Annotated in this window: 24 protein-coding genes; 3 read left to right on the plus strand and 21 right to left on the minus strand. The window is 67.3% G+C overall.

The window, feature by feature from the left end:
- Positions 1-506 precede the first annotated feature (506 nt).
- From eccE to LCL61_RS41290, 3 genes are all read left to right on the plus strand, one after another.
- Positions 507-1,688 carry a type VII secretion protein EccE gene (gene eccE / locus LCL61_RS41280; RefSeq protein WP_340684751.1) on the plus strand — a complete coding sequence of 394 codons (1,182 nt, stop codon included), beginning with the start codon at positions 507-509 and terminating at the stop codon, positions 1,686-1,688.
- Positions 1,685-2,407 carry a hypothetical protein gene (locus tag LCL61_RS41285; protein WP_034304279.1) on the plus strand — a complete coding sequence of 241 codons (723 nt, stop codon included), beginning with the start codon at positions 1,685-1,687 and terminating at the stop codon, positions 2,405-2,407. Before eccE ends, LCL61_RS41285 begins: the two co-directional genes overlap by 4 nt.
- A gap of 243 nt (positions 2,408-2,650) precedes the next feature.
- A complete protein-coding gene (locus LCL61_RS41290) occupies positions 2,651-3,613 on the plus strand; it encodes a hypothetical protein (protein WP_340684752.1) in 963 nt (320 codons plus the stop codon).
- Here the strand turns inward: LCL61_RS41290 and truA are convergent.
- From truA to LCL61_RS41395, 21 genes are all read right to left on the minus strand, one after another.
- Positions 3,583-4,416 carry a tRNA pseudouridine(38-40) synthase TruA gene (gene truA, locus LCL61_RS41295; protein WP_340688810.1) on the minus strand — a complete coding sequence of 278 codons (834 nt, stop codon included), beginning with the start codon at positions 4,414-4,416 and terminating at the stop codon, positions 3,583-3,585. The two genes, LCL61_RS41290 and truA, sit on opposite strands and share 31 nt — an antisense overlap.
- A gap of 73 nt (positions 4,417-4,489) precedes the next feature.
- Positions 4,490-5,053: a 50S ribosomal protein L17 gene (gene rplQ, locus LCL61_RS41300; RefSeq protein WP_340684753.1), complete on the minus strand. Its 564-nt coding sequence runs from the start codon at positions 5,051-5,053 to the stop codon at positions 4,490-4,492.
- A gap of 74 nt (positions 5,054-5,127) precedes the next feature.
- Positions 5,128-6,201: a DNA-directed RNA polymerase subunit alpha gene (locus LCL61_RS41305; RefSeq protein ID WP_005166811.1), complete on the minus strand. Its 1,074-nt coding sequence runs from the start codon at positions 6,199-6,201 to the stop codon at positions 5,128-5,130.
- A 127-nt stretch (positions 6,202-6,328) separates the two neighbouring features.
- On the minus strand, positions 6,329-6,934 hold the full coding sequence (gene rpsD / locus LCL61_RS41310; protein ID WP_007031054.1) for a 30S ribosomal protein S4: 606 nt from the start codon (positions 6,932-6,934) through the stop codon (positions 6,329-6,331).
- Positions 6,935-6,957: 23 nt separating this feature from the next.
- Positions 6,958-7,365, minus strand: coding sequence for a 30S ribosomal protein S11 (gene rpsK, locus LCL61_RS41315; RefSeq protein ID WP_004558885.1), 408 nt, complete (start codon positions 7,363-7,365; stop codon positions 6,958-6,960).
- Between the two features lie 18 nt (positions 7,366-7,383).
- Positions 7,384-7,569 (minus strand): hypothetical protein, encoded by a 186-nt coding sequence (locus LCL61_RS41320; RefSeq protein WP_034304268.1) that lies wholly within the window; start codon positions 7,567-7,569, stop codon positions 7,384-7,386.
- The gene (gene rpsM / locus LCL61_RS41325) at positions 7,566-7,946 is read right to left on the minus strand and encodes a 30S ribosomal protein S13 (protein ID WP_005166805.1); all 381 of its coding nucleotides are present in this window, start codon (positions 7,944-7,946) and stop codon (positions 7,566-7,568) included. The genes LCL61_RS41320 and rpsM overlap by 4 nt, the downstream gene beginning before the upstream one ends.
- 205 nt (positions 7,947-8,151) lie before the next feature.
- Positions 8,152-8,265, minus strand: a complete 114-nt coding sequence (rpmJ, locus tag LCL61_RS41330; RefSeq protein ID WP_004558882.1) for a 50S ribosomal protein L36 — start codon at positions 8,263-8,265, stop codon at positions 8,152-8,154.
- A gap of 36 nt (positions 8,266-8,301) precedes the next feature.
- Positions 8,302-8,523, minus strand: a complete 222-nt coding sequence (gene infA, locus LCL61_RS41335) for a translation initiation factor IF-1 (RefSeq protein ID WP_005166804.1) — start codon at positions 8,521-8,523, stop codon at positions 8,302-8,304.
- A 475-nt stretch (positions 8,524-8,998) separates the two neighbouring features.
- On the minus strand, positions 8,999-9,775 hold the full coding sequence (map, locus tag LCL61_RS41340; RefSeq protein ID WP_340684754.1) for a type I methionyl aminopeptidase: 777 nt from the start codon (positions 9,773-9,775) through the stop codon (positions 8,999-9,001).
- Between the two features lie 44 nt (positions 9,776-9,819).
- Complete coding sequence (locus tag LCL61_RS41345) at positions 9,820-10,374, minus strand: adenylate kinase (protein ID WP_034304263.1); 555 nt, start codon at positions 10,372-10,374, stop codon at positions 9,820-9,822.
- Positions 10,371-11,678 carry a preprotein translocase subunit SecY gene (secY, locus tag LCL61_RS41350; RefSeq protein WP_034304262.1) on the minus strand — a complete coding sequence of 436 codons (1,308 nt, stop codon included), beginning with the start codon at positions 11,676-11,678 and terminating at the stop codon, positions 10,371-10,373. The genes LCL61_RS41345 and secY overlap by 4 nt, the downstream gene beginning before the upstream one ends.
- 307 nt (positions 11,679-11,985) lie before the next feature.
- Positions 11,986-12,618 (minus strand): LysE family translocator, encoded by a 633-nt coding sequence (locus LCL61_RS41355; RefSeq protein WP_340684755.1) that lies wholly within the window; start codon positions 12,616-12,618, stop codon positions 11,986-11,988.
- Between the two features lie 50 nt (positions 12,619-12,668).
- Positions 12,669-13,436 carry a hypothetical protein gene (locus LCL61_RS41360; RefSeq protein ID WP_340684756.1) on the minus strand — a complete coding sequence of 256 codons (768 nt, stop codon included), beginning with the start codon at positions 13,434-13,436 and terminating at the stop codon, positions 12,669-12,671.
- 333 nt (positions 13,437-13,769) lie between these two features.
- Complete coding sequence (rplO, locus tag LCL61_RS41365; protein ID WP_034304258.1) at positions 13,770-14,216, minus strand: 50S ribosomal protein L15; 447 nt, start codon at positions 14,214-14,216, stop codon at positions 13,770-13,772.
- Positions 14,213-14,398 (minus strand): 50S ribosomal protein L30, encoded by a 186-nt coding sequence (rpmD, locus tag LCL61_RS41370; protein WP_007031047.1) that lies wholly within the window; start codon positions 14,396-14,398, stop codon positions 14,213-14,215. Before rpmD ends, rplO begins: the two co-directional genes overlap by 4 nt.
- Before the next feature lies 1 nt (position 14,399).
- On the minus strand, positions 14,400-15,044 hold the full coding sequence (gene rpsE / locus LCL61_RS41375; protein ID WP_007031046.1) for a 30S ribosomal protein S5: 645 nt from the start codon (positions 15,042-15,044) through the stop codon (positions 14,400-14,402).
- Positions 15,045-15,078: 34 nt separating this feature from the next.
- On the minus strand, positions 15,079-15,477 hold the full coding sequence (gene rplR, locus LCL61_RS41380) for a 50S ribosomal protein L18 (RefSeq protein WP_007031045.1): 399 nt from the start codon (positions 15,475-15,477) through the stop codon (positions 15,079-15,081).
- Between the two features lie 2 nt (positions 15,478-15,479).
- Positions 15,480-16,019 (minus strand): 50S ribosomal protein L6, encoded by a 540-nt coding sequence (gene rplF, locus LCL61_RS41385; RefSeq protein WP_340684757.1) that lies wholly within the window; start codon positions 16,017-16,019, stop codon positions 15,480-15,482.
- 16 nt (positions 16,020-16,035) lie between these two features.
- Entirely contained in the window at positions 16,036-16,434 is a 399-nt protein-coding gene (gene rpsH / locus LCL61_RS41390) for a 30S ribosomal protein S8 (RefSeq protein WP_007031043.1), read from the minus strand.
- A gap of 80 nt (positions 16,435-16,514) precedes the next feature.
- Entirely contained in the window at positions 16,515-16,700 is a 186-nt protein-coding gene (locus LCL61_RS41395; RefSeq protein WP_005166789.1) for a type Z 30S ribosomal protein S14, read from the minus strand.
- Between the last annotated feature and the right edge of the window lie 2 nt (positions 16,701-16,702).

Raw genomic sequence — 16,702 nt, forward strand, 5'->3', positions numbered from 1 at the left:
GGGGACCGTCTGGTGTGGGGTTTCTACCAACTCCAGCTAGTGTCAAGTTTCTCGGGACCGGCTTTCCGGGTACGCAGCAAGCACGAGGGGAAGAGAAAGCGCGGATGTCCGTCACCACTCCTCCACGTCCGCCCGGCCCTCCGGGGTCGCAACCTCCTGGTCGTCCGCCGGGGCCGCCGCCAAGGCCCGGCAGACCGGGTGGTCCGGGCGGCCCGGCCGGAGGCCCGGGAGGTCCCGGTGTTCCTCGCGGTCCCGGGGGCCCAGGCGGCCCTGGAGGGCCTGGCGGACCGCAGGGTCCTGGCGGCCCCGGTGGTCCAGGAGGGCCCAAGGGCCCCGGCGGGCCTGGGGGTCCGGGAGGTCCCGGTGGGCCTGGCGGCCCTGGTGGCCCGGGCGGTCCTCCGTCCGGCGGCCCCGGCCCGCAGTCCGGTCCTCCGCCGGCTCCGGCGGTACGGATCGCCGCGCCCGCTCGACGCCGGACCGGCGGGATCAACCTCGGCCCGCTGCCCGTGGCGAACCTGGTCGTGCTCGAACTCGGGCTCGCGATCGGCCTCGTCCTGCTCGCGATCGACATGAAGCTGAAATACGTCGCGATCGGCGTGCTCGCGTTCGCGATCATCATCGCGTTCCTGCGCTGGGGCGGCCGCTGGTTCACCCAATGGGCTGGACTCACCATGCGGTACGCGTTCCGCTCGCACGATCGGGTGGCGAATCCGCTTCCGCCGAGCAGCATCGAGTCGCTCGCGGCCGAAGAGGACGCCGTCACCGGTCCCGACGACGCCCGCGTGAACCTGCTTCGCCTCGCCGTTCCCGATCTCGTCGTCGCGCACGGCGTGGACCACGAACGCCAGCAGGTCGGCATCGCGTGGAACGACGGGACGTGGACAGCCGTCCTGCTCGTCGAGCCCGCGCCCGCGCTGATCACCCAGGCGGGTGGCGCACCGAGCCTGCCGCTGTCCGCGCTCGCGCCGTGCCTCGAAGACCGCGGTGTGGTCCTCGACTCGATCCAGATGATCTGGCACTGCTACCCGGGGAGCGCCGCGCTTCCGTCGGACTCGCCTGCCCTCAGCTCCTACATGGAGGTGCTCGGCCCGCTTCCCGCGGCGGCGCGGCGGACGACGTGGGTCGCCATCAGGCTCGACCCGCGCCGGTGCCCCGCCGCCATCCGCGAACGTGGCGGCGGCGTCGTGGGTGCGCATCGCGCCCTGATCGGCGCGCTCTCGCGGGTGCGCAACGCCTTGGAATCGCAGGGTGTGCCGACGCGGCCGCTCGACCCGGACGAGTTGCTGCGGTCCAGCATTTCGGCCGCGGAACTGACCGCGGTCGCCGGTTCGCAGGGCAAGGTCGGCCTGCAGGAACGCTGGACCGGCGTCACCGCGGCCGGTATCGGGCACGCGAGCTACGCGATCACCAGCTGGCCGAAGGGCAAGATCAGCGGCAGCCTGAACGCGTTGACCAGTGTCCGCGCGCTGTCGGCGACGGTGGCGATGTCGATCTCGCCGTCCGCGGACGAAGGCAAGATCGGCCTGCGGGGAATCGTTCGCCTGAGCGCGCGGAACCCGCGGGAACTGGACGCGGCCGACCAGCGGCTGCAGGGCATCTCGGACCGGCTGGGTGTGACGCTGACACCGCTACGCGGTCTGCAGATCTCCGGGTTCTCCGCGACTTTGCCGATCGGAGGCACGGCATGAGCACCCGCATGCGCGACGCAGGCCAGAGCGCCGGTGTCGCCCCGGAATTCACCGTCGACCCGGCGATGCTGGACGCGATCAGCCCTTCGGGTGATCGCGGCGGGATCGTCCTCGGCTCCGGGCTCAAGGGCGAGCCGCTGACGATCTCCGCGCTGCGCTCGACTCCGACCCGGATCGTGCTGGTCGGTGGTCTTTACCTGGCACGCCAGGTGGCGCTGAGGGCGATGGCGGTCGGGGCGTGGGTCGTCGTGGCGACCGGACGTCCGGCCGCGTGGCAGGTGCTCCCGCAGGCTGCGGGGAACCAGCCCAACGGCAGGCCTTCGCCGCTGGTGCAGATCCGGCGGCTGTCGCCGGTGGACCTTCCGCGGCCCTCCGAGGACGCGCCGCTGCTCGTGGTGACCGATGGTGGCCCGACGCCGCAGGACCTGTTCCCGCCGCGGTCGCCGTGGCAGACGACGATCTACGTGCTGCCGTACCTGCACCCGCAGGCCGGGGCGACCGCGAACGCGGCCGACCTGGTGCTGATGCAGCGGCTCCCGCCAGGACAGGCCGAGCTGGCCGCCCGGATCTGGCGGCTCCCGCCCCAGATGATGAAGCAGCTCACGACGTTGAAGGACGACCAGGTCGTCGCTCTGGGCCGAAACCTCTGGCGCCCTCTTCGCCTGGTCACCACGGCGAAAGAGCAGCAGATCCTGGGCCCTGTGCGCCGCGGCGACTAACCCGCCCGCGTCGACTTTAGCGGGCTAATCGTGCTCTGCGGGGGCACTGTCCTTTTCGGACGGTGCCCCCGTTTTGCGTCCGCCCGCGTCACGGTTAGGCCGCTAAACGCGATCCGGGGCGTGGGGTGTGTCCGTCAAGGGGTGATCGCGCCGGCTGTGGATAGGCAGGGGGTTGTGGATAAAGCACCCTCGAATAGGCGGTCACGGCCATCGGTTGTCGGTCATGTCGATCACTGTGTCGCCATGACCAAACCCTTCGATTCATCTCATCTTCCCGACGTCTTCCGCGGCTCGGAGGCGCGCAAGGCGGGCCTCATCACGGCCAGCCAGCTACGCGGCTCGAGCGTCCGGCGGCTGTTCCAGGACGTTTATACCCGCGCAGATGTCGAGGTCACGCATGAGTTGCGTTGCCGAGGAGCCGCGTTGCTGGCGCCTCCCAAAGCGGTGCTGACCGGGCGATCTGCCGCGACCGTTCAAGGCGTCGAACTGGCCAAACCCAACGATCCGGTCGAGATGGTCGTACCGGAGAAATACCGCTTCGGCCCGATTGTCGGCATCAAGGTCCGGCGTACCGAAGTCAAACCCGAAGAATCGAGACCATGGAACGGCATTCGCATCGCGCGGAAAAGCCGAATCGCACTGGATCTGCTGCTCCGGCTTTCTCCCCGCAAATCCGGCTGGGTGCGACGGCTCCGTATCGGCGTACCGGATCTCGATCAGTTCATGAGAGCCGAGAGCCTGACCGATCTGCATCTCAACAGGGAGTTCTACGGCCGCCGCAACAGGGGAATCCGCTTGGCCAGACATGCTTTACGACTGTCCGATCCTCGCGCGGAGTCACCTCCGGAATCGGAGCTCCGCATCGTGCTGGCCGCCGGCGGCATCACGGCGACACCTCAACTCGAGGTCATCGCCCGAACCGGTCATTTCCTCGCCCGTCTCGACCTGGGGGACGAGAAGTTCAAGGTCGCCGTCGAATACGACGGCCGATGGCACAACACAGCGAAACAACGAGCCCACGATCGCAAACGCCGAAGACGTGTGGAGGCCGAAGGCTGGCGTTTCGTCATCGTCACCGCGGAAGACCTGGCGAACGACTTCAAAGGCATCGTCGAGGCCGTCTGGCGAGCCCGCCGCCGCGGCGCGTTTAGCCCGCTAACCGCGCCGCGGCCGGGTCAGGAGGGAGTGCGCATGGCTCGCGTTTGATTGGCACGCGAGGCGAGTTCGGCGTCCGGCGGGTAGTCGACCGCCATCAACGTCAGGCCGTGCGCGGGAGCCACGGCGCTGTCGCGCGTCCGGCTCTCCAGGACGTCACCGGGCCAGTCCAGCGGACGGCGGCCGTCACCGACCAAGAGCAGCGCCCCCACCAGACTGCGCACCATCGAATGACAGAACGCGTCTGCGGAGACCGCGACCTCGACCGCGTGCGGTCCGGTTCGCCGCCATTCGAGCCGCTGCAGCTCGCGGATGGTCGTCCCGCCCTCACGCTGCTTGCAGAAGGCCGCAAAGTCCTGAAGCCCCATGAGAGCCGTCGACGCCTCGTTCATCGCTTCGATCGAGAGCGGACGGCCCCAGGCCAGAGTGTCGTGACGTCGCAAAGGATCCACGCCCCACGGCGCGTCCGAAACGCGGTATAGGTAATGCCGCCGCACGGCCGAGAACCGCGCGTCGAACCCAGGCGCCGCGATCCGGGCATCCAGCACCCGCACGTCGCCCGGCAGATACCGATTCCAGCGGTGACGCATCCGCCCCAGCTCAGGGATGCCCTGCTCGTCCACTTCCAGGCGACCGGATCGCGTTTTGCCCCCTAAAGGCGACACGTCGACGTGGACCACCTGGCCGGCCGCGTGCACACCGGCATCGGTGCGGCCGGCGACGACGACGGACTTCGGGACCGAGGCTCCTGGAGGCTGCTTCGCGAGCGCCTCTTCGAGGACTCCTTGCACCGTCCGCCGCCCGGGCTGCCGCGCCCAGCCGGAGAAATCGGTGCCGTCGTAGGCGACATCCAGACGCAGACGAACGAGCCCGCCCTCCGCAGTGGGAGTGGCGGGCTCGTCCGGGGTGTTCGGTGCCGTCAGGACGTCAGTCCTTCTTGCTGTCCGCGTCCGCGGCGGGGGCCTCAGCGGCCTCGTCGGCGGCGGGAGCCTCGGTGGCCTCCGGAACCTCGGTGGCGGCCGTGTCGGCAGCCTCAGTGGCCTCGGTGGTCTCCTCGGCGGCCGGGGCGGCAGCCTTCGGCTCGTCCTTGGCGAACTTCGTCTTGCGCGCGGCCTCGGCCTCGGCGGTGACGGTCTTCTCGGCCACCAGCTCGATGACGGCCATGGGGGCGTTGTCGCCCTTGCGCGCCATCGTCTTGGTGATCCGGGTGTAGCCACCCGGACGCTCCGCGAAGAACGGACCGATCTCGGCGATCAGCTTGTGCACGACGTCCTTGTCGCGCACGATGCGCTGGATCTGACGACGGTTGTGCAGGTCGCCCCGCTTCGCCTTCGTGATCAGCTTCTCGGCCAGCGGGCGCACCCGCCGGGCCTTCGCCTCGGTCGTCGTGATCTTGCCGTGCTCGAACAGCTGGGTGGCCAGGTTGGCCAGGATCAGCCGTTCGTGCGCGGGCGACCCGCCGAGACGGGGTCCCTTTGTGGGGGTGGGCATCGGTTCTCCTCGTTCAGCTCACAGCTGAAGGCCGGCGCTCCCCCACCCGACCGGTGAGGGAGCCGTAGCTGGCCTTACAGCTGCTCCGTCTCTGCGTAGTCCTGGCCATCGTCGTGGCCGTTGTCCGAAATTCCGTCCGTGATGCTGTCGACGCCCTCGGACCAGCCTTCACCGTCGTAGCTGGCCGCGGCCGCGGTCGGGTCGAACCCGGGCGGGCTGTCCTTCAGCGCGAGGCCGAGACCGACGAGCTTGAGCTTGACCTCGTCGATCGACTTCGCACCGAAGTTGCGGATGTCCAGCAGGTCGGCCTCGCTGCGCGAGACCAGTTCGCCGACGGTGTGGATGCCCTCGCGCTTGAGGCAGTTGTACGACCGGACGGTGAGGTCCAGGTCCTCGATCGGCATCGCGTAGGCGGCGATGGTGTCCGCCTCCTGCGGCGACGGGCCGATCTCGATGCCTTCGGCGTCGACGTTCAGCTCGCGCGCGAGACCGAACAGCTCCACCAGCGTCTTACCGGCCGACGCGACAGCGTCCCGCGGCGTGATCGACGGCTTCGTCTCCACGTCCAGGATCAGCTTGTCGAAGTCGGTGCGCTGCTCGACACGGGTCGCCTCGACCTTGTAGGTCACCTTCAGCACCGGGGAGTAGATGGAGTCGACCGGGATCCGGCCGATCTCCGCGCCCGCCTGCTTGTTCTGCAGGGCCGGAACGTAACCGCGGCCGCGCTCGACGACGAGCTCGATCTCGAGCTTGCCCTTGCCGTTCAGCGACGCGATGTGCAGATCCGGGTTGTGCACGGTGACACCGGCCGGGGGCACGATGTCGGCGGCGGTGACCTCACCGGGGCCCTGCTTGCGCAGGTACATGGTGACCGGCTCGTCCTCTTCCGAGGAGACCACGAGCTCCTTGAGGTTCAGGATGATGTCGGTGACGTCTTCCTTCACCCCGGGAACGGTGGTGAACTCGTGCAGCACGCCGTCGATGCGGATGCTCGTCACGGCCGCGCCAGGAATGGACGACAGCAGCGTGCGCCGCAGCGAGTTGCCGAGCGTGTAGCCGAAGCCGGGCTCCAGCGGTTCGATGGTGAACCGGGAGCGGGTCTCGTTGACCGTCTCTTCGCCGAGAGCCGGTCGCTGGGAAATCAGCATCTTTCCTATTTCCTTTCCAAACGGCGCCCGCCATATGACACCGAAAGGGATGGCGAAGCGGCGGCGCACTCCGGGCGCCGCCGCCCGTGCCCACATCGGGCCGGGGAAACCCCGGCCCGATGGTGGATCACTTCGAGTAGAGCTCGACGATCAGCTGTTCCTGGACCGGAACATCGATCTGAGCGCGCTCCGGGAGCTGGTGGACCAGCACACGGAGGTTGGACGGAACGACCTGGAGCCACGCGGGAACGGGACGCTCGCCGAAAGACTCCTTGGCCGCGACGAAGGGCAGCATCGCGAACGACTTCGGCCGCACGTCGATGATGTCCCACTTCGTGACCTGGTAGGACGGGACGTTGACCTTGACGCCGTTGACCAGGAAGTGGCCGTGGCTCACCAGCTGACGCGCCTGACGGCGGGTGCGGGCGATGCCGGCGCGGTAGATCACGTTGTCCAGCCGGGACTCGAGGATCTGCAGCAGGTTCTCACCGGTCTTACCCGGACGCCGGACGGCTTCCTTGTAGTACCGGACGAACTGACGCTCGAGAACGCCGTAGGTGTAGCGAGCCTTCTGCTTCTCCTGCGACTGCAGGAGGTACTCGGACTCCTTGATGCGCCCGCGGCCGTGCTGGCCCGGCGGGTAGGGGCGACGCTCGAAAGCCTGGTCGCCGCCGATGAGGTCAACCTTGAGGCGACGCGAAATACGCGTCGCGGGGCCGGTGTAACGAGCCATTTCTTCTTACTCCTCCCCGTTCCTCAGACCCGGCGCCGCTTGGGCGGGCGGCAGCCGTTGTGAGGCTGCGGGGTCACGTCCTGGATGGTGCCGACCTCGAGGCCGGCCGCCTGCAGCGAGCGGATCGCCGTCTCGCGACCCGAACCCGGGCCCTTCACGAAAACGTCGACCTTCTTCATGCCGTGCTCGGCAGCCTTGCGGGCGGCGTTCTCGGCGGCCATCTGCGCGGCGAACGGGGTGGACTTACGCGAGCCCTTGAAGCCCACGTGACCACTCGATGCCCACGCGATCACGGCACCGGTCGGGTCCGTGATCGAGACGATGGTGTTGTTGAAGGTGCTCTTGATGTGCGCGTGACCGTGCGCGACATTCTTCTTTTCCTTACGGCGGACCTTCTTGGCCCCCGCCGCAGTACGAGACTTCGGTGGCATGTTTTGAGGGTTCTCCTGTTAGCGCGCGTTCTCTTGGTGAGCGGCGACCGCTTCGGCCTGCCCGCGCCGGATGATCGAACCGGCGTCGGTGTACAGGTTGCGGAGCGCCATCGGGCGGGCGTAGAGCGCCTTGGGCGAGACACAAGCCGAGCCACGACGGCGGACGCCGCCCATCTGCACGACCTTCTTGCCCTGGACGCTCACTTCTTGCCAGCCTTCTTCTTGCCGGCGACCGTCTTCTTCGGACCCTTACGGGTGCGGGCGTTCGTCTTGGTGCGCTGACCACGGACGGGAAGTCCGCGGCGCCAGCGAAGGCCCTCGTAGCACCCGATCTCGATCTTCCGACGGATGTCGGCGTTCACCTCGCGGCGAAGGTCACCCTCGACCTTGAAGTTCTCCTCGATGTAGACCCGCAGCTTGGCGAGGTCGTCATCGCTCAGATCCTTGACGCGAGTGTCCGCGTTGAGCTCGGCAGCCGCGATGAGCTGCTTCGAGCGGGTACGGCCGATGCCGTAGATGTAGGTCAGCGCGATCTCCAACCGCTTTTCGCGGGGGAGGTCTACGCCAGCGAGTCGTGCCATTGGCGTTGATGCTCCTTCATAGAATTCATCTTCAGGTCTGCTCCCCGTCCGGTCCCGGGACCGACTCGCCTGTCGTGCCCTCGGCTTGCGCTTCGGGTGTCCCGGCCCCGGCCTGAAGTCCGGGGGTGAACCGGGCCGTTCGCACGGCCCGGCAGGTGCGGGGAGATTGTGTAGCCGTCAATCCACTCTGTACGAGTGCGAGTGATCAGCCCTGCCGCTGCTTGTGCCGCAGGTTTTCGCAGATCACCATGATCCGGCCGTGACGGCGGATCACCTTGCACTTGTCGCAGATCTTCTTGACGCTCGGCTGGACCTTCACGTCTCCTGCTCTCCTGCTTGTGCTAACTCGTCGTGATCACTTGTAGCGGTAGACGATGCGACCACGTGACAAGTCGTAGGGCGAGAGCTCCACGACAACCCTGTCCTCGGGCAGGATGCGGATGTAGTGCTGCCGCATCTTGCCGCTGATGTGTGCAAGGACCTTGTGGCCGTTCTCCAACTCGACGCGGAACATCGCGTTGGGGAGCGGCTCGACTACGCGGCCTTCGACCTCGATGGCCCCGTCTTTCTTGCCCATGTCCTCCGCATTTCCTGTCGCTACGCTGTGTGATCAGTCAAAGCTTGAGTGCTTGGCTGGGTGGTGCATCGGCACACTCCTGCCCGGGTCCAATGTCCGTTCGCGAGAATTCACGAGCGCGCAGGATCCGGGCGCGATGAGTACACCGACTTGACAGTGTACGCAACCCGTGTCGCGAGCCCCAAACGGGGGGTGACTGTGTTAGGGCACCCGTTGAGCCCGCCTGATGCGGCCTTCCCCATCGTACGCCCTCGCCGACCTGCGTTTAGCGGGCTAAACGCGATCCGATGGGGCCGCGACCTGGGGCGCTCGGCGGCCAAGGTGCACCCGATGGGGGCAGCCGACGGGCGCCGCAACGGCGGGCCCGAGCGCTGCGCCGACCAGCGGGCCGACCTGCGTTTAGCGGGCTAAACGCGGTCTGGGGGCGCACTTGCGTTTAGCGGGCTAAACGCGATCTGGAGGGTGAAGGGCAAGGTCAGGCGTCTTCGGGGGCGGTCAGGACCCACGGGCCGTCGTCGGTGATCGCGACGGTGTGCTCCCAGTGCGAGGCCCGCGAGCCGTCGGCGGTCACGACGGTCCAGCCGTCCTCGAGCTCGACGGTCTCCCCGCCGCCACCCGTCAGCATGGGCTCGATCGCGAGCGCCATGCCGGTTTTGAGCCGCGGCCCCTTGCCCGGTTTGCCCAGGTTCGGCAGGAACGGGTCCATATGCATCTGGCGCCCGATGCCGTGGCCGCCGTACTCGACGATCATCCCGTACTCGACGCCGTCTTCCCGGCCGGCCTTCTCGGCCGCGGTCTGCACCGCGTGCGAGATGTCCGTGAGCCTTCCACCGGACGACACCGCGGCGATCCCTGCCCACATCGCCGCCTCGGTGGCGGCCGAGAGCGCGAGATCCGCCTTCGATACCTCGCCGATCGCGAGGGTGACCGCGGAGTCGCCGTGCCAGCCGTCGAGGATGGCGCCGCAGTCCACCGAGATGATGTCGCCGTCGTTCAAGACCTGGGTCTTCGACGGGATGCCGTGCACGATCTGCTCGTTCACCGAAGCGCAGATCGACGCCGGGAAGCCGTGGTACCCCTTGAACGAGGGTACCGCGCCCGCGTCACGGATCGTCTGCTCGGCGAGTTCGTCGAGATCGGCGGTGGTCACCCCCGGCTTGGCGAGCTCACGCACCGCGGTGAGGGTGCGCCAGACGACCAGGCCGGCGGCCCGCATCGCCTGAAGCTCGCCAGGGGTCTTGATTTCGATCATGCGCCCACGACGAAGCCGTTGCAGTACACGCAGTCCTCCGAGATTCACGTGCGGTCGCGCAGCGCTTCCAGCACGCGGGCGGAGATCTCGTCGACCGAGCCGACGCCGTCGACCCTGACCAGGATGTCTGAGTAGTACTCGAGCAACGGAGCGGTCTCGGACACGTAGATCTGCTGACGGCGGCGGATGACCTCTTCGGTGTCGTCCGAACGGCCGCGGGACAGCAGCCGATCGACGACGACGTCTTCCGAGACCTGGAGCTGGATGACCGCGTTGAGCTTGGCGTCGACCTCGCCGAGGATCTCACCGAGGACGTCGGCCTGCTTCGTGTTCCGGGGGAACCCGTCGAGCAGGAAACCGACCTTGGCGTCGGGTTCGGCGAGGCGCTCGCGCACCATCTCGTTCGTGACCGAGTCGGGTACGAGTTCGCCGGAATCCAGGTAGCGCTTGGCTTCCTGGCCCAGCGGCGTCTGCTCGCCCACGTGGGCGCGGAACAGATCGCCGGTCGAGATGTGCGGGATCCGGAGCTTCTCCGACAGTGCTACCGCCTGAGTACCTTTGCCCGCGCCAGGAGGGCCAACGAGAACCAGGCGCGTCACTTCAAGAACCCTTCGTAGTTACGTTGCATCAGCTGGCTTTCGATCTGCTTCACGGTGTCGAGACCGACACCGACCATGATCAGCACAGCCGTGCCACCGAACGGGAAGTTCTGGTTGTTCCCGCTGCCGGTGACGGACAGGAAGAAGTTCGGAAGGATCGCGATGATGCCCAGGTACAGCGAGCCCGGCAGGGTGATCCGGCCGAGGACGTAGCTGAGGTACTCCGCGGTGGGTCGGCCCGGGCGGATACCCGGGATGAAGCCACCGAACTTCTTCATTTCTTCCGCACGCTCGTCCACGTTGAACGTGATCGTGATGTAGAAGTACGTGAAGAAGATGATCAACGCGAAGTACAGCAGGACGTGCGCCCAGCTGGACTGGTTGACGATGTAGTTCTGGATGAAGACCTGCCAGCCCGCGTTGCTGTTGGCGTCACCGACGAGGCGGCTGATCAGGTCCGGCAGGTAGAGCAGCGACGAGGCGAAGATGACCGGGATGACACCGGCCTGGTTCACCTTGATCGGCAGGTAGGTCGAGGTCCCGCCGTACATACGGCGGCCGATCATGCGCTTGGCGTACTGCACCGGGATCCGGCGCTGGCCCTGCTCGACGAAGATGACGCTGGCGATGATCACCAGGCCGAACACACAGATCAGGGTGAAGACCACCGGGCCGGCGCTGCTGAGGATGTTGCCACCCTCGATCGGGATGCGGGCCGCGATGTTCAGGAAGATGAGGACGGACATGCCGTTGCCGACGCCGCGCTCGGTGATCAGCTCACCCAGCCACATCATGACGGCGGTACCGGCGGTCATCGTGATGACGATGATGGCCAGCGTGTAGACGCTGTTGTCCGGGATGATCGCGGTGTCGCACTGCGGGAAGAGCTGCTTGCGGTCGGCGAGTGCCACCACACCGGTCGCCTGCAGGATCGCGAGGGCGATCGTCAGGTACCGGGTGTACTGGGTCAGCTTGCCCTGGCCGGCCTGGCCTTCTTTCTTCAGTTCCTCGAACCGCGGGATGACCACGGTGAGAAGCTGGACGATGATGCTCGCCGTGATGTACGGCATGATGCCGGTCGAGAACAGCGACAGCTGCAGCAGTGCACCGCCACTGAACAGGTTCAGCAGCTGATAGACGCCCTCCTGCGACCCGGTCTCCGTGCATTGCTGCACGGCGGAATACGAGATGCCCGGGGCCGGGATGGTGGCACCGATTCGGTAGACCGCGACGATGGCTAGCGTGAACAGGATCTTCTTACGTAGATCCGGCGTCGCTAGAGCCGAGCGGAAGGCGCTGAGCACGCGGGGAACCTCCTCGGCGTCGTCGGCTGTCTTACCGACGATCGGCTTGGCCGGCCTGGGGCCGGCGGGAACACACAGCTTTCTGGCACAAGCCAGGAACGCTTCGGGGCACACTCGTCCCGAAGCGTGTCGCCGACTCTAACAGCTTCACGGGGCGTGTCCGCAGTGCGTGTGGGTTTTCCGGACGAAGGTTGGTCCGCGGGGTTGATCGACTGCCGCTTCTCGCTCCGGAACCTTGACAGATCGCCTTGCCGTTCCTCACTTTTCCGGCCACCGGATCGCACTTAGCCCGCTGAACGCACCGTGATCAGGAGCCCGAAGTGGCGAGCGCGCCCGCCATGCCGAGGAGCACGACGCCGGTGCCGCGGTCGACGTTCCGAGTCGCCCGGCGGGACAACCGGAGCGACTTCACGAGCGCGCCCGCACAGACGTAGGTCGCGCCTGCCACGAACTCGGCGAGCAGGTAGACGGTGCCGAGAATCGCGATCTGGGCGAGGAAGGAGCCGTGAGCTGCGTCGATGAACTGAGGTACGAACGCCGTGAAGATGAGGATCGCCTTCGGATTCGTGATCGCGACGACGAATTCCTTCCTCGCGATCCGGAGCGCGGGTACGGATTCAGTGCCTCGCGGCGCCTGGACCAGCGCGGTGCCGCCGGCACGGAACGTCGACCACAGCAGGCGCCCGCCGATCCAGACCAGGTAGGCGACGCCGGCCCATTTGATCACTGTGAGTGCAAGTTCCGAAGCCGCGAGGAGCTGTCCAAGTCCGGCGGCGACGGCCGTGATCAGCACCGTGAATGCGGCCAATCGGCCTAACAGTCCGGCGAGCCCTTTCCAGGCCCCCTGTGTCATGCCGTGGTGCATGCCGAGCAGATTGTTCGCCCCTGGCGTAAAAGCCACGAGGACCGCCGCTCCGAAAAAGACCACCGCCCAAGTCATCGGCCCCTCCTTTCCCCACTGTATCGGCGACCGCGAGAGCGTTTAGCGGGCTAATCGCGCTCTTTCGCACCAGGATCCGGCGGAGGCGCGAAGGCCGAATAGTCCGGTTTCTCCGGCTGAGGCTCCGGTGGGAGCACCGTGATGGAGATGCCGTCCTTCGGTGTGGGCATGTCCGCGAGACTCGGGTTGCCACTCACCGGGACTTCGTCGTCCTGGACGCGGTGGCTCATGACGGCCGCGCCCGCCGCGGCGACGACCGCGGCGAAGAGAGCCCACATACCTGACTCGAGAGTCAGGGTCACCGTGATGTCGTCTCCCAGCTGACGGCCAGTCCCCAGCGTGGCGACGCTGCTGACCACTCCGGCGAGGAACACCGCCGCGATAGTGGTGAGCCACCTGTCCAAAGTGCCCGGACGTCGACGCCCGGCGACGCGCGTGCTGACGACCGTGGCCGCCAGAAGGAGCGCCGCGGCGACCAGGAGCGGGATACCGATAGGCGACGTCGACGTGGTGAAGGCAGGCTGGCCGCTCTGATAAGCCGTCGTGTCCCACGCACCCTGTACGAACACGATCATGATCTGTTCGCTGAGGTCGAAGCCGAACCGATGTTCGGTCTTGAAGTGCGGGAAGAAGCAGCCTACGAGGGTCAGCACCAGGGCCAAGGCGGCCAAGCCCGCTGCGACGAGCCTGCGGGGCTCGAGCCGGCCGGACCGCACCGGTTCGTCCGCGGGATCCATGGGCCCTGAAACCGATATGTCCATCGGCGGGGCATCCGGCTGCTGGAAGGGCTGCGGATCCTGCCCGGGAGGTATGGCCACCTGGCGATCCTTCCAGCTCATTCCCCCTTCCGCCACGCCCGCAGCCTGACGGCCGACCTGCGTTTCGCGGGCTAATCGCGATCTGGGCGGTCGGCACCTGGGCGACCGGCGGAGCGCGTTTAGCCCGCGAAACGCAGGTCGGGGGCCGGAAGGGCCGTCTGCGCACGGATCGCGATTAGGGGGCTAAACGCAGGTCTGCGCGCGAGCGCCGGGCCCAGGGGCCAGATCGCGATTAGCCCGCGAAACGCAAGTGCCGCCGGGCGAAGGGTGCGCAAGCGAAAGGCCCGCCGGGCGGAGCCGGGCGGGCCTTTCGGTGAAGCGAGCGAAGAAAGCTCAGAGCGTGGTGGCGGAGCCACCGGCAGCGGAGAGCTTCTCCTTGGCGGAGCCGGAGAAAGCGTCGGCGGTGACGTCCAGCTTGACGCCGTTCACGTCGCCGTTGCCGAGCACCTTCACGAGCTTGCCCTTGCGGACCAGACCGTTCGCGACGAGCTCCTCGGCGCCGACCTTGCCACCCTCCGGGAAGACGCGGGCGATGTCGCCCACGTTCACCGGCTGGTACTCGGTGCGGAACCGGTTCTTGAAGCCGCGCAGCTTCGGCAGCCGCATGTGGATGGGCATCTGCCCACCCTCGAAACCGGCGGGCACGTTCTTCCGGGCCTTGGTGCCCTTGGTACCGCGACCGGCGGTCTTGCCCTTCGAGCCCTCACCACGGCCGACGCGGATCTTGTCGCGCTTCGCGCCCGGAGCCGGACGAAGGTGGTGGATCTTGATGGCAGTCATGCCTTGACCTCCTCGACCTCCACCAGGTGGCGGACGGTGTGGATAAGGCCGCGCACCTCGGGAGTGTCATCACGCACGACGCTCTGGCGGATCTTGCGCAGCCCGAGGGTGCGCAGCGACTCGCGGTGAGCGTGCTTCGTGCCGATCTTGCTCTTGACCTGGGTCACCTTGAGCTGAGTCATGTCAGACCCCCTGGCCCGCGCGCTGGCGCAGCATCCGAGCCGGCGCGACGTCCTCGAGCGGGAGACCGCGGCGGGCCGCGACCTCTTCGGGACGCTGCAGACCCTTCAGGGCCGCCACGGTCGCGTGCACGATGTTGATCGCGTTGTCGGAGCCGAGCGACTTCGACAGCACGTCGTGGACGCCCGCGCACTCCAGCACCGCGCGCACCGGGCCACCGGCGATGACACCGGTACCGGCCGAAGCCGGACGGAGCAGCACGACACCGGCGGCTTCCTCACCCTGGATCGGGTGGGGGATGGTGCCGGCGACGCGGGGAACGCGGAAGAAGTTCTTCTTCGCTTCCTCGACGCCCTTGGCGATGGCCGCGGGAACTTCCTTGGCCTTGCCGTAGCCGACGCCGACCTGACCGTCGCCGTCACCGACGACCACCAGGGCGGTGAAGCTGAAGCGACGACCACCCTTGACGACCTTGGCGACGCGGTTGATCGTCACGACCTTCTCGAGGTGCGGGGTCTTTTCCTGGCCGGCCCCGCCACGGCCGCTGTCGCGCCGGTCACGGCGGTCGCGACGGTCATTGCGGTCGTTGCCGCCCTGCCCGCCGGGTCCACCCTGGCCACCGCCGAATTGCCGTGTACGTCCCGGCATCAGGCTTTCCTTCCATTCACGAGCATCTGCTGCATCAGAACTCCAACCCCGCCTCACGCGCGGCGTCGGCGAGCGCCGCGATGCGGCCGTGGTAGGCGTTGCCACCACGGTCGAACACCACGGTCGAGACACCGGCGTTCTTGGCGCGGGCGGCGACGAGTTCCCCGACCTTGGCGGCCTTGGCCTTCTTGTCGCCTTCCAGCGCGCGGACGTCCGCCTCGAGGGTGGACGCCGACGCCAGGGTCTTGCCGGCGAGGTCGTCGATCAGCTGCACGGCGATGTGCCGCGACGAACGCTTGACGACCAGGCGCGGACGCTGGTCCGTGCCGTTGATCTTCTTGCGAAGGCGGAAGTGCCGACGGGCCTTCGCGACGCGGCGGCGGGTCGAGATGTCCTTGCCGACCGGCTTGCGCTTCGTAGTCGTGTCGCTCATGATCACTTACCCGTCTTTCCGACCTTGCGGCGGATCTTCTCACCCTCGTAGCGCAGGCCCTTGCCCTTGTACGGGTCCGGGCGGCGCAGCTTGCGGATGACCGCGGCGATCTGGCCGACCTTCTGCTTGTCGATGCCCGAGACCGAGAACCGGGTGGGGGTCTCGACCTTGAAGGTGATGCCTTCCGGGGCCTCGATCTTCACCGGGTGGCTGTAGCCGAGGGCGAACTCGAGGTCCGAGCCCTTGGCCTGCACGCGGTAACCGACACCGTGGATCTCGAGCTTCTTCTCGTAGCCCTCGGTCACACCGACGACGAGGTTGTTGACCAGCGTCCGGGTGAGACCGTGCAGGGCACGGCTGGTGCGCTCCTCGTCGGGTCGCTTCACCTCGAGAGTGCCGTTCTCGGCCTTCTCGACGGTGATCGGCTCGGCGATGGTGTGCTCAAGGGTGCCCTTGGGCCCCTTGACCTTGATCTGCTGACCGTCGATGGTCACCTCGACCCCGGAGGGGACGGCGACCGGCAGCTTTCCAATGCGTGACATGTCTTTGCCCCCTTCCTTACCAGACGTAGGCGAGGACTTCGCCGCCCACGCTGTTTCGCTTGGCCTGACGGTCGGTCTGGAGGCCGGACGACGTCGAGATGATCGCGACGCCGAGGCCACCGAGAACCGACGGCAGTTCGGTCGATTTTGCGTAGACCCGCAGGCCGGGCTTGGACACGCGGCGGAGGCCGGCGATGCTGCGCTCACGGTTGGGGCCGTACTTCAGCTCCACGACGAGGTTCTTGTGCTTCTCGCCCGGCTCGTCGCGGTAGCCCGAGATGTAACCCTCGCGCTTGAGGATCTCGGCGATGTTCGCCTTGATCTTCGAGTGGGGAAGCACGACCTCGTCGTGGTACGCCGAGTTCGCGTTACGCAGACGGGTCAAGAAGTCTGCGATGGGGTCGGTCATCGTCATGGTGACCTGTCAACCTTTCTCGCCCTGGTTCCCTGCGGTACGTGCAGGGCCTGTGGCGAAGTGGGAGTTAAAAAAGACTCTTACCAGCTGGACTTGCGGACGCCGGGCAGCTCGCCCGCGTGTGCCATCTCGCGAAGGCAGATCCGGCAGAGCCCGAACTTGCGGAACACCGAGTGCGGGCGACCGCACCGCTGGCAACGCGTGTAACCGCGAACCTTGAACTTCGGCGTCTTCGCGGCCTTGTGGACCAGTGCTTTCTTGGCCATCG

The organism is Amycolatopsis coloradensis, from assembly GCF_037997115.1.
GTDB lineage: Bacteria > Actinomycetota > Actinomycetes > Mycobacteriales > Pseudonocardiaceae > Amycolatopsis > Amycolatopsis coloradensis_A.

Excerpts from the sequence above, each read along its gene's own strand:
- map (WP_340684754.1), bottom strand. The coding sequence starts at position 9,775 with ATGATCGAAATCAAGACCCCTGGCGAGCTTCAGGCGATGCGGGCCGCC.
- LCL61_RS41285 (WP_034304279.1), top strand. The coding sequence starts at position 1,685 with ATGAGCACCCGCATGCGCGACGCAGGCCAGAGCGCCGGTGTCGCCCCG.
- infA (WP_005166804.1), bottom strand. The coding sequence starts at position 8,523 with ATGGGCAAGAAAGACGGGGCCATCGAGGTCGAAGGCCGCGTAGTCGAG.
- rpsK (WP_004558885.1), bottom strand. The coding sequence starts at position 7,365 with ATGCCACCGAAGTCTCGTACTGCGGCGGGGGCCAAGAAGGTCCGCCGT.
- rplO (WP_034304258.1), bottom strand. The coding sequence starts at position 14,216 with ATGACTGCCATCAAGATCCACCACCTTCGTCCGGCTCCGGGCGCGAAG.
- LCL61_RS41395 (WP_005166789.1), bottom strand. The coding sequence starts at position 16,700 with ATGGCCAAGAAAGCACTGGTCCACAAGGCCGCGAAGACGCCGAAGTTC.
- rplQ (WP_340684753.1), bottom strand. The coding sequence starts at position 5,053 with ATGCCCACCCCCACAAAGGGACCCCGTCTCGGCGGGTCGCCCGCGCAC.
- rpmD (WP_007031047.1), bottom strand. The coding sequence starts at position 14,398 with ATGACTCAGCTCAAGGTGACCCAGGTCAAGAGCAAGATCGGCACGAAG.
- LCL61_RS41355 (WP_340684755.1), bottom strand. The coding sequence starts at position 12,618 with ATGACTTGGGCGGTGGTCTTTTTCGGAGCGGCGGTCCTCGTGGCTTTT.
- rpsE (WP_007031046.1), bottom strand. The coding sequence starts at position 15,044 with ATGCCGGGACGTACACGGCAATTCGGCGGTGGCCAGGGTGGACCCGGC.
- rplR (WP_007031045.1), bottom strand. The coding sequence starts at position 15,477 with ATGAGCGACACGACTACGAAGCGCAAGCCGGTCGGCAAGGACATCTCG.
- rpsD (WP_007031054.1), bottom strand. The coding sequence starts at position 6,934 with ATGGCTCGTTACACCGGCCCCGCGACGCGTATTTCGCGTCGCCTCAAG.
- rplF (WP_340684757.1), bottom strand. The coding sequence starts at position 16,019 with ATGTCACGCATTGGAAAGCTGCCGGTCGCCGTCCCCTCCGGGGTCGAG.
- LCL61_RS41290 (WP_340684752.1), top strand. The coding sequence starts at position 2,651 with ATGACCAAACCCTTCGATTCATCTCATCTTCCCGACGTCTTCCGCGGC.
- rpsM (WP_005166805.1), bottom strand. The coding sequence starts at position 7,946 with ATGGCACGACTCGCTGGCGTAGACCTCCCCCGCGAAAAGCGGTTGGAG.
- rpsH (WP_007031043.1), bottom strand. The coding sequence starts at position 16,434 with ATGACGATGACCGACCCCATCGCAGACTTCTTGACCCGTCTGCGTAAC.
- LCL61_RS41305 (WP_005166811.1), bottom strand. The coding sequence starts at position 6,201 with ATGCTGATTTCCCAGCGACCGGCTCTCGGCGAAGAGACGGTCAACGAG.